General features: G+C 59.0%; 10 protein-coding genes. 4 read left to right on the plus strand and 6 right to left on the minus strand.

What is annotated here, in order from left to right; all coding sequences use genetic code 11:
- Positions 1-175: 175 nt before the first annotated feature.
- Genes KI242_RS14740 through KI242_RS14750 form a run of 3 tightly spaced genes read right to left on the minus strand, consistent with a single transcriptional unit; the run spans position 176 to position 2277 of the window.
- Positions 176-796, minus strand: coding sequence for a GIY-YIG nuclease family protein (locus tag KI242_RS14740; RefSeq protein ID WP_015635452.1), 621 nt, complete (start codon positions 794-796; stop codon positions 176-178).
- A gap of 54 nt (positions 797-850) precedes the next feature.
- On the minus strand, positions 851-1291 hold the full coding sequence (locus KI242_RS14745) for a hypothetical protein (protein WP_053158230.1): 441 nt from the start codon (positions 1289-1291) through the stop codon (positions 851-853).
- Positions 1292-1311: 20 nt separating this feature from the next.
- The gene (locus KI242_RS14750; RefSeq protein WP_053158234.1) at positions 1312-2277 is read right to left on the minus strand and encodes a suppressor of fused domain protein; all 966 of its coding nucleotides are present in this window, start codon (positions 2275-2277) and stop codon (positions 1312-1314) included.
- A gap of 69 nt (positions 2278-2346) precedes the next feature.
- Here KI242_RS14750 and KI242_RS14755 point away from each other — a divergent pair, with 69 nt between their 5' ends.
- Together KI242_RS14755 and KI242_RS14760 are read left to right on the plus strand one after the other, a co-directional pair.
- Entirely contained in the window at positions 2347-2706 is a 360-nt protein-coding gene (locus KI242_RS14755) for a hypothetical protein (RefSeq protein ID WP_015635455.1), read from the plus strand.
- 74 nt (positions 2707-2780) lie between these two features.
- Positions 2781-3218 (plus strand): HIT domain-containing protein, encoded by a 438-nt coding sequence (locus KI242_RS14760; RefSeq protein WP_011061074.1) that lies wholly within the window; start codon positions 2781-2783, stop codon positions 3216-3218.
- Between the two features lie 109 nt (positions 3219-3327).
- Here KI242_RS14760 and KI242_RS14765 read toward each other — a convergent pair whose 3' ends face one another.
- From KI242_RS14765 to KI242_RS14775, 3 genes are all read right to left on the minus strand, one after another.
- The gene (locus KI242_RS14765; protein WP_015635456.1) at positions 3328-5547 is read right to left on the minus strand and encodes an OsmC domain/YcaO domain-containing protein; all 2220 of its coding nucleotides are present in this window, start codon (positions 5545-5547) and stop codon (positions 3328-3330) included.
- A 150-nt stretch (positions 5548-5697) separates the two neighbouring features.
- Positions 5698-7206, minus strand: coding sequence for a tryptophan 7-halogenase (locus tag KI242_RS14770; RefSeq protein WP_011061076.1), 1509 nt, complete (start codon positions 7204-7206; stop codon positions 5698-5700).
- On the minus strand, positions 7203-8234 hold the full coding sequence (locus tag KI242_RS14775) for a LysR family transcriptional regulator (protein ID WP_011061077.1): 1032 nt from the start codon (positions 8232-8234) through the stop codon (positions 7203-7205). The genes KI242_RS14770 and KI242_RS14775 overlap by 4 nt, the downstream gene beginning before the upstream one ends.
- Before the next feature lie 485 nt (positions 8235-8719).
- Here KI242_RS14775 and KI242_RS14780 point away from each other — a divergent pair, with 485 nt between their 5' ends.
- A complete protein-coding gene (locus KI242_RS14780; protein WP_212806314.1) occupies positions 8720-8986 on the plus strand; it encodes a phosphopantetheine-binding protein in 267 nt (88 codons plus the stop codon).
- Positions 8987-8999: 13 nt separating this feature from the next.
- On the plus strand, positions 9000-10349 hold the full coding sequence (locus KI242_RS14785; RefSeq protein ID WP_011061079.1) for a tryptophan 7-halogenase: 1350 nt from the start codon (positions 9000-9002) through the stop codon (positions 10347-10349).
- Positions 10350-10352 lie beyond the last annotated feature (3 nt).

The raw sequence follows: 10352 nt of genomic DNA on the forward strand, positions 1-10352 counted from the left end.
GGGCGCAACGGAGCGCGGGTTTTCGGGTATTGGCTGTGCATGGTGGTTCTCGTGGTACGGCTGGCACGACAAGGGTGGCATGGGAACGCTGGGGGCCTTTTTAGCATCTAGTGCGGGGCAGAGGAATCGGCTTGATGGATTATTGCTTCAGGCCAGCTGCGCCAGGGCCTGCGGGCTAGAGGTAGATCTTTCCCTCGGCGTCCCTTGCGTGAAACTGCTGCAGGAAAGCGTGGTAGTCACGATAGTCATGGAAGTCCATGCCGGCCTTGTCAGCCCGATCGTGGAGATCCCGTGGATTGGGACGAAAGATTTTCTTGATCTGGCGCATTCGCTGCACATCGATGCCGTTGAATTTTTGATCTCGCTCATAGTGGCTGTAGAGATTCTTTCCACCGACCGAGAACCCGCGGCGAGCCAGAATCCAGTCGACTTGAGCCTCTGCCTCCTCGGGATGTATGGGGAACCATTCAGAGTCACGGCCGGTGTCCAAGTGCTTGATCGGCTCTCCAAAGACGGATCTTGAATGGATGTAACGCTCGATGTCGGACAGCTCCCGGCGCGAAGTCCCGTTGGAGCACTTGGACAGTTCATAGACCGTGAACAGGGTAAGGAAAGGATTGTAGGTCTTGCCTTCGGCAATCCGTTGCTGCGGAGTTCGCTTGGTGGTCAGCCCGATCTTTGTCAGGCCCATGTCGCGGATGTCGATGGCGATATAGAGCCAGGCATACAGGGCAGGGGTGCAGTCAGCGTAGTACTCGTTGAACTGCGCTTCTTCATCGTCAAAATCGAGGTCCATCTAGCCACCTTCCTTACGGGCTGCTGAATGCAATCGCTGATTGCAAGAGCTCGCTCATGCGGGCTCCACGTTGAACTCGCCAAGGTAGTCCAGGGTTGCCGTGCTTGCGGGCTGGCGTTGATTGGCGCCGCCGGAGATCGATTTGTGGTCACCGTAAATCGACTCGCAGCCAACGATGATGAAATGGCTGTAGCCGGAGTCGATGCGCGTGCGCAGCTGCTGTTTTCCGGCGTCGCTGCGGGTCAGCGACTCCAGGTATTGCGGGCAGTCTTCACTGCCGATCAGCTCGACGAAATCGGAGTCCATGTAGTAACCCAGCTCCTGTTTGAGGCGCCAGCTGGGGTTGCGTGCTTCCCAGGCGCTGAACTCGGCGTCGCTGGCGTCGGCCGCGGGTTCGGGCTCCCACTGTTCGAAGGCAAACCGTTCGGCCTCTGCCTGGTTCGGGAAGCGGGCAGCGAACAGGTAGAAAGGAAAGTAGGCATCGGCTTCTGACATGGACGGCTAGGCTCCTTGGTTCAGATCAGGCTGGCGCGCTGCAAATGGCTGACATGACCATGGCCGGCGGCGCTCAAGCGTGCGGCCAGGTCTTCCCGGGCCTGGGCCCCGCCGCTGCGCACGTACTCCAGCTCCGCGGCGGTGATCAGCACCACCGGCACCAGGGTCACGGGGGACAGCGGCATGTCTTCCAGGCGTGTCGGGAAGTCCGGGGCCGGGCCGCCCACCAGTACCCCGGCGCAGTCGTCGGCGCTGATGAAATGCGCTGGCAGTTGCTCGCTCATGGCGCGGGACTGGCTGACGCCGGGCAGTTCCAGGGACAGCACCCCGTAGCGCTGCAGGCGGGCAGTGAGGCCACCGGCATCGGCCGTGGTGTTGGCCACGCAGCGCAGCAGTTCGAAAGCCCAGCTATCGGCGAACGGATAGACATCACCCACCGCGCCCTGGGCATGGGGTGGGATGTCCGGGGTTTCGACGAACAGTTCCATCTCGAAACCATTGCCCAGATCATCACCTGTGACCCCATCGAACGGGTCGGACAGGCCCTCGGTGGCGAGAATGATGCCGTTGTTGCGACGCACGATGCGATAGGCCTGGCGCGTGGAGGGCCAGTGCGAGCCGCCCATGAAACTGGGGCTGATGGCGAAGCCCAGGACGTCTTGCTCACAGTGGCCGACCGCTTGCCAGTGGCGATCGAGGCAGGCGGCACCGGCCTCCATCAGGGCAATGCCGGCCAGCTCTGCTTGGGTTGGCTGGTACTGGGCGTAGGGCTCCTCTGCGGCGGCCGGCTCGCCGGCGGGCAGGGTGGGCTCGGCCTTTTGTGGCGCCGGCTTTTTGAACACGCTGAGCAGTTTTTCCAGGAAATTCATCGGGCGATCCTTGCGGGGCAAGTGCGTTGCACAAGGCGCACAGCACAGGGGTAGAAAGAGGGGGCACATTGTGACGGGTTTGCCGTGCCCATGGAAACCGACGGATGCAAGTTGCACGAAGCCTTGCCTTACCGGTGTGGCTGCCCGAGAATCCGCCCCGGTCCGCTATCAAGGAAAGTGATCAGCATGTCTTACCCGAAGAAGCTAAGTCCGGAGTTTTCCGGGGCACTGAGAACCTTCAGTTTCTGGGTCGCCAACGGCACCTTGGGCTATCCGTTGCTGGAAGGCGTCGACTACCGCAGTTGCCTCGGGGACGAGCCGAGCATGCTGGAGATGGCCTATGCCATTTTTGCCAATGTGCTGGAGCTGGACGAGCAGGGCGTACCGGTGAATGCCAAGTACGCCGAGCACCGGGCGGCGCAGTACATCCGCCAGTATTGCGATCCGGGCTACCAGGCACGGCCGGCGTTCGAGGACTGGGAGCAGGAGCTGTACGGCCCGCCCGACCGGGACGACAGCAAGCCCTGGCCAGCCGGCGTGGCCTAGGTTTTTCGACGGCTGGATACAAGCCTCGGGCACTATGGCTTCGAAACGACGAACCCCCTCATCAAGGATTATGAATGTCGCTGATTTCGCAACGTGTAGAACTGGCCCGCCAGGGTGCCAACGACAAGGTGATTTGCCGCATGGCTTCGGGCTGGGCGGTGATGGGCGATGTGCAGTTTCTTGAGGGCTATTGCCTGTTGTTGCCGGACCCGGTGGTGGCCAGCTTGAACGACCTGGATGCCCAGGCCCGGGCCACCTACCTGCTGGACATGGCCCGCATCGGCGATGCGCTGCTCGAGGCCACCGGAGCGCTGCGCATCAACTATGAAATCCTCGGCAACTCGGAGCCTGAGTTGCATTGCCATATCTTTCCCCGCTACGCCTCGGAGCCGGAAGGCAAGCGCCGGATGCCGGTGTGGTTCTACGACTGGAAGACCGCGCCGCCCTATGTCGAGGCCGAGCACGGCCCATTGCGCCAGCAGCTTGCCCGGATACTGGCTGGCCAATTGTAGGAGCGAGCTTGCTCGCGATGCTCGTTAACGAAAAACGCCGCGTTCACTGGGGGCGCGCGGCGTGCTTGAGTGCTTCGCGAGCAAGCTCGCTCCTACAAGGGGCTGTTGATCAGCGGTTTGCTGCGCTCCACTTGGCTCGCGCTGCGTGCAGCTTCTTGTAGCTGTCGATCAGCCGCAGGTGGCGGTCCAGGCCTTCGAGCTGCAGGTTGGTCGGGGTCAGGCCGTAGAAGCGCACGCTGCCTTGCACCGAGCCGATCACCGCGTCCATCCGTTCGTTGCCGAACATGCGCCGCAAGTTGGCCTCGTAGTCGCCCAGTTCCAGCTCGTCGTCCAGCTCCACTTCCAGTACCGCGTTCAGGGCCTGGTAGAACAGCCCGCGCTCGACGGTGTTGTCGTTGTATTGCAGGAACATCTCCACCAGTTCCTTGGCCGGGTCGAACTGCCCCAGGGCCACGTGGATCAGCAGCTTCAGCTCCAGGATGGTCAACTGGCCCCAGGCGGTGTTGTCGTCGAACTCGATGCCGATCAGGGTGGTGATGTCGGTGTAGTCGTCCAGTTCGCTTTCTTCCAGGCGCTCCACCAGCGAGCGCAGGCCGTCTTCGTCCAGGCTGTGCAGGTTGAGGATGTCTTCACGGAAGAACAGCGCCTTGTTGGTGTTGTCCCAGATCAGGTCGTCCACCGGGTAGATTTCCGAGTAGTCCGGCACCAGGATGCGGCAGGCCGTGGCCCCCAGGTGTTCGTACACCGCCATGTAGACTTCCTTGCCCAGGCCCTCGAGGATGCCGAACAGGGTCGCGGCCTCCTCGGCGTTGGCCGCCGCTCTTTCACCGCTGCTGCCCTGGCTGGTGAAGTCCCACTCGACGAATTCGAAATCCGCCTTGGCACTGAAGAAACGCCACGACACCACGCCGCTGGAGTCGATGAAGTGCTCGACGAAGTTGTTCGGCTCCATCAGCGCCTGGCTTTCGAAGGTCGGCTGCGGCAGGTCGTTCAAGCCTTCGAAACTGCGGCCCTGGAGCAGTTCGGTGAGGCTGCGCTCCAGCGCCACCTCCAAGCTTGGGTGGGCGCCGAACGAGGCGAACACGCCGCCGGTGCGCGGGTTCATCAGGGTCACGCACATCACCGGGAACTCACCGCCCAGGGACGCATCCTTGACCAGCACCGGAAAGCCTTGTTCTTCCAGGCCCTGGATGCCGGCCAGAATGCTCGGGTACTTGGCCAGCACTTCCTGAGGCACATCCGGCAGGGCCATCTCGCCTTCGAGAATCTGGCGCTTGACCGCCCGCTCGAAGATCTCCGACAGGCACTGCACCTGGGCTTCGGCCAGGGTGTTGCCGGCGCTCATGCCGTTGCTCAGGTACAGGTTCTCGATCAGGTTGGAGGGGAAATACACCACCTCGCCGTCGGACTGGCGCACATAGGGCAGGCAGCAGATACCGCGCTCGATATTGCCCGAGTTGGTGTCGTACAGATGCGAGCCGCGCAGCTCGCCATCCGGGTTGTAGATGGCCAGGCAGTGCTCGTCGAGGATCTCCTTGGGCAGCTCATCCTTGCGCCCCGGCTGGAACCAGCGCTCGTCCGGGTAATGCACGAACTCGGCGTTGGCGATCTCTTCGCCCCAGAACTGATCGTTGTAGAAGAAGTTGCAGTTCAGGCGCTCGATGAACTCGCCCAGGGCCGACGCCAGTGCGCTTTCCTTGGTGGCGCCCTTGCCGTTGGTGAAGCACATCGGCGACTGCGCATCGCGGATATGCAGCGACCAGACGTTGGGCACGATATTGCGCCACGAAGCGATTTCGATCTTCATCCCCAGGCCCGCGAGGATCCCGGACATGTTGGCGATGGTCTGCTCCAGGGGCAGGTCCTTGCCGGCAATGTAGGTGCCTTCGCTGGAGCCCGATTGCGGCATCAACAGCGCCTGGGCATCGGCGTCGAGGTTTTCCACTTCCTCGATGATGAATTCGGGGCCGGTCTGCACCACCTTCTTCACCGTGCAACGGTCGATGGAACGCAGGATGCCCTGGCGGTCCTTGTCGCTGATGTCCGCCGGCAGCTCGACCTGGATCTTGAAGATCTGGTTGTAGCGGTTTTCCGGATCGACAATGTTGTTCTGCGACAGGCGGATATTGTCGGTGGGGATATTGCGGGTCTGGCAGTACAGCTTGACGAAGTACGCCGCGCACAGCGCCGAAGAAGCCAGGAAATAATCGAACGGACCCGGCGCCGAACCATCGCCCTTGTAGCGGATAGGTTGGTCGGCCACCACCGTGAAGTCGTCGAACTTGGCTTCAAGTCGAAGGTTGTCGAGAAAGTTGACCTTGATTTCCATGGGGGGCACCGGCATCACAAAGCAAAAAATGGCGGGCATTATCCGGGTTTTTGCGCGGGAAGTGTTGTGGTTTTCGGCGGACGGGTGGATCGCCAGGGCTGGCTGCCGGTCACAGACACCGGCACCCGGCCCCGGGCATCACTCAGGCATTCAGACTTTGAGGATGAAACGATTGGATATCCGTGAATAGCCCAGGGGCAACAACTCGGCTTCGTGCTCCTTGATCAGCTCATGCAGCGCGTTGGCGGTTTCGGCCACCGGCCTGGCTTGCTCCCTGGCCTGTTGCATGACCTGGCACGACTGCCTGAATAGGCTTTCGTAGGCGGGCGAGTCCAGGGACAGGCAGCCAGGGAAGCGCACCGCCTCAAGCGCTGCATCGAACTGGCGGGCGTCGCCACTGTGTTCCAGGTCGTGCAGCAGCTTTTGCAGAAAGGCACTGCCCAGGTTGGAGCCGCTGAGCCAGACCCGATGCCACACGTTCCACAGGTGAAAGTCGCTGAAGGCTTCATAGGAGCAGGAGACCAACTGGTCATTGGTCGCCACCGCGTTCAGGCAATGGCGCTCGACTTCGATGAACTGTTCCCGTTGCCAGCGGTTGCTGCGGGCGGCGTCCAGCACCTTGGGGGCCAGCCTGAGGATGGACTCGAAGGTGGTGATCAACCCCCTGGAGAACAGCGGGTCGATAAACCCTGTGGCTTGCGGCAGGAGGCAGAAGCGATCCCCGACATTTTGCACGCTGCGGTAGTTGATGCGCGGCGCGTAGATCCACTCCCGGGCATTGACCGCATCCTTGAAGTGTTCGCCGATGGCCGGGTACTTTTTCAGCAGTTTGCGAAACTCGATCTCCGGCGCCTCGGTGGGACGGTACTTGGCGTTGTTGAACTGGAAGCCGATGCTGCACAACTGATTGGTGCCCTGCGGGTGGTTGTTGAAGGGGATGACCCACAACCAGCCCTCTTCGAAGATGTGGTGCAAGGTGCTCTTGAACAGTTCGATGGGGGAACGAGTGCGGGACAACGGAGCCAGGGCATCTTCGTAGCTCTTCACATTGAGCATGTGGGTGAAGAATGAGCAGGTGTCGGTCGCCAGCCCTTCGGTGGTGCGCAAGCCAAGTTGGCGGGAAAGCGGAGAGCCCTGGGCAGCAGCGTCAATGATGAACGCGGCCTTGACGGGGGCGGCGTTGGACAATGCCACCTCGACCCCGTCGTCGTTGAGGCTGATCGACTCGATCTTGATGTTCTGTCTGGATTCGGCGCCGTGTTTCAGGGCAATCATCAGGGCGAAATAGTCGATGTCCTGCCGGAAAAGATGGGCTTCCGGCACCTTCAGCGGCGGGGCCACAAGGTGGTCGGGGGACGACGGCGCGTTCTCTTGATGCCAGGCAAAACTGAAGCCCAGCTTGATCCCGCAGGCGCTCGAACCGACGTGCTGGATGATCTTGTCGGGGTGCGAGAGGTAGGCGATTTCAGGGATGTCGAAGCGCTTTGAGAGCAAACGCAGCAGAAAACCGCTTTCCGGTGTCGCCGCTTCGCCGACGGAGAATCGTGGGTGCTGGGCCGAGTCGAGGATCAGAACGTTCAGCCCGGACTTCGCGAGGACGGCGCCGGTCAGCGCGCCGGCGATACCACTACCGATGATAATGACGTCGTACTGATTCATGATGTCTGGCTCTTGTCTTGCAAGGTGGTCGCTCTGGAAAGCGCTGAATGCATTGCGGTATCGAAATGCAGGGTGGCCAGGGTCTGCGGTATTTCCTTTTCAAACGGCAAGTCCCAGTAAGGCGTGCTGCCGATCGAGCGTTTCAACTCATTGATGAACAGGCGGGTCTTGGCCGGGACAACGCTGCTGCGTGCCCTCAGTGCGTAGATCGCTCCCTGTTGCGGATCGGCCTCGCAATATTCGTCGAGCAGCGACACCAGTTGGCCGCTGGCGATCTGTTCATGCACCAGCCAGGTGGGCGCGTGGATGATTCCTATGCCCTGAAGGGCGCCGTCCACCAGCAACTCGGAACTGTTGACCGATAGCCGGCTGCTGGGCATGAGCTTCTTGAGCAGGCCATCGACCTTGAATTGCCAGGTCAGTGAGAAGTTGCTGCAGGTGCTGTGGATCAGGCAGGCATGTTGGTACAGGTCTTCAAGAGTTTGCGGACAGCCGTGTTGCCGGATGTATTCCGGGCTTGCGCAGAGCACGCGCCGCATATCCGCAAGTTTCGTTGGAATCAGATTGCTGTCCGGCAATATGCCCAGCTTGATACAGATATCGACGTTATCGATGCTGGGGTCGAGAGCTTTGTCGTTAAGCGAGAATTCAATTTTCAAACCGGGATGATGGTTCAGTATTCTGCTCAATAAAGGCGCTACATGGCGCCGTCCAAAGGCCACGGGTGCTGAAACCTTGAGAACGCCTAGGGTCGATGCAGTGTGTTCTTTTACTTCTGATCTAGCATGCCCAATGCATCTCGAGATGTTCTTTGCATGTTCGAGAAAGAGCAGGCCTGTTTCGGTAAGTATCAAGCATTTTGTCGATCGATTGAATAGACAGGTTTCAAGTTCTTTTTCGAGGCTATTGATTCTGCGCATCACCGAAGAAGGTGGGATGCCAAGTAGTCTTCCTGTTTCGGAGAAACTACCCGTTTTAGTTACGGATATATAAAGGTCTATGTCATTGACAACGCCTAGCGCCTTCATTCCTAAATCCTTTTAGAATTTTTAGTGTCTTATTTTTGTAAAGGCAAATTACAAATAGATCATGACAGCCTCCTTAGTACGACTAGGCTTTTTGTTTGTCAAGCAGTGCTGGGGCCATGATTAGTTGGCTTTGGAAAAATTGATTCATAACATTTCAGGCGCCACAGCTCTACCCGGCGCAGAGCGGAACACCGTCCAAGTGCAAGGCTTGGTTTGCACTATCTGGATACAAAAATAGTTCTAGTGGCTAATTGCGCAGAACGCCAAAACTATGCTTGGGCGCTCGAAGATGACTTTCTGAAGGCTGTCATATAGGCCTGTGGAACATCGTTAAGTTGTGTTGGCTTCGATGTTGTCGGGGCTGTTTTGCCTTTGCGGATATGCAAAGGCCTTTTGCAAAAACGGCTATTCACAAGTGCATTCTTATTGAGGATTGTAGACGGGTTTTCCCAACCCACGATTGTCGAATGCAGGAGCGTACGTCTATGGACGGAGAGGAAGTTAAAGAAAAGATTCGTCGCTACATCATGGAAGATTTGATCGGGCCAAGTGCAAAGGAAGATGAGCTTGATGACCAGACTCCACTACTGGAGTGGGGCATTCTCAACTCGATGAATATCGTCAAGCTCATGGTCTACATCAGGGATGAAATGGGTGTCTTGATTCCAAGTACCCATATCACCGGCAAATATTTTAAAGACCTGAATGCAATATCCAGGACTGTCGAGCAACTAAAGGCCGAGTGCGCCTAACAGGGAGTGGGCAATGAGCGATCATGATTATGATGTAGTGATTATCGGTGGCGGGCCGGCGGGTTCGACCATGGCCTCCTACCTGGCAAAAGCCGGTGTCAAATGCGCGGTGTTCGAAAAAGAACTGTTCGAGCGCGAGCATGTTGGCGAGTCGCTGGTACCGGCCACCACTCCGGTGCTGCTGGAAATCGGGGTGATGGAAAAGATCGAGAAAGCCAACTTCCCGAAGAAGTTCGGCGCTGCCTGGACCTCGGCAGATTCCGGCCCCGAAGACAAGATGGGCTTCCAGGGGCTGGACCACGATTTCCGTTCGGCGGAAATCCTCTTCAACGAGCGCAAGCAGGAAGGGGTCGATCGCGACTTCACGTTCCACGTCGACCGCGGCAAGTTCGACCGCATTCTTCTGGAGCACGCAGGTTCGCTGGGGGCCAAGGTCTTCCAGGGCGTGGAGATCGCTGACGTCGAGTTTCTCAGCCCGGGCAATGTCATTGTCAATGCCAAGCTGGGCAAGCGCAGCGTGGAGATCAAGGCGAAGATGGTGGTGGATGCCAGCGGTCGCAACGTGCTGCTGGGCCGCCGGCTGGGCTTGAGAGAAAAGGACCCGGTCTTCAACCAGTTCGCGATTCACTCCTGGTTCGACAACTTCGACCGCAAGTCGGCGACGCAAAGCCCGGACAAGGTCGACTACATCTTCATTCACTTCCTGCCGATGACCAATACCTGGGTCTGGCAGATCCCGATCACCGAAACCATTACCAGCGTGGGCGTGGTTACGCAGAAGCAGAACTACACCAACTCCGACCTCACCTATGAAGAGTTCTTCTGGGAAGCGGTGAAGACCCGGGAAAACCTGCATGACGCGCTGAAGGCATCGGAGCAGGTCCGCCCGTTCAAGAAAGAGGCGGACTACAGCTACGGCATGAAAGAAGTCTGTGGCGACAGCTTCGTGCTGATCGGCGATGCCGCACGGTTCGTCGACCCGATCTTCTCCAGCGGCGTCAGCGTTGCACTCAATAGTGCGCGCATCGCCAGCGGCGACATCATCGAGGCGGTGAAGAACAACGACTTTAGCAAGTCCAGTTTCACTCACTACGAAGGCATGATCAGGAATGGCATCAAGAACTGGTATGAGTTCATCACGCTCTATTACCGCCTGAACATCCTCTTCACCGCGTTCGTTCAAGACCCACGCTACCGCCTGGACATCCTGCAATTGCTGCAAGGGGACGTCTACAGCGGCAAGCGCCTGGAAGTGCTGGACAAGATGCGCGAAATCATCGCTGCGGTTGAAAGCGACCCGGAACACCTCTGGCACAAGTACCTGGGCGACATGCAGGTTCCTACCGCCAAACCCGCGTTCTAAACA

This window comes from Pseudomonas sp. Eqa60, from assembly GCF_018326405.1.
Lineage (GTDB): Bacteria > Pseudomonadota > Gammaproteobacteria > Pseudomonadales > Pseudomonadaceae > Aquipseudomonas > Aquipseudomonas protegens.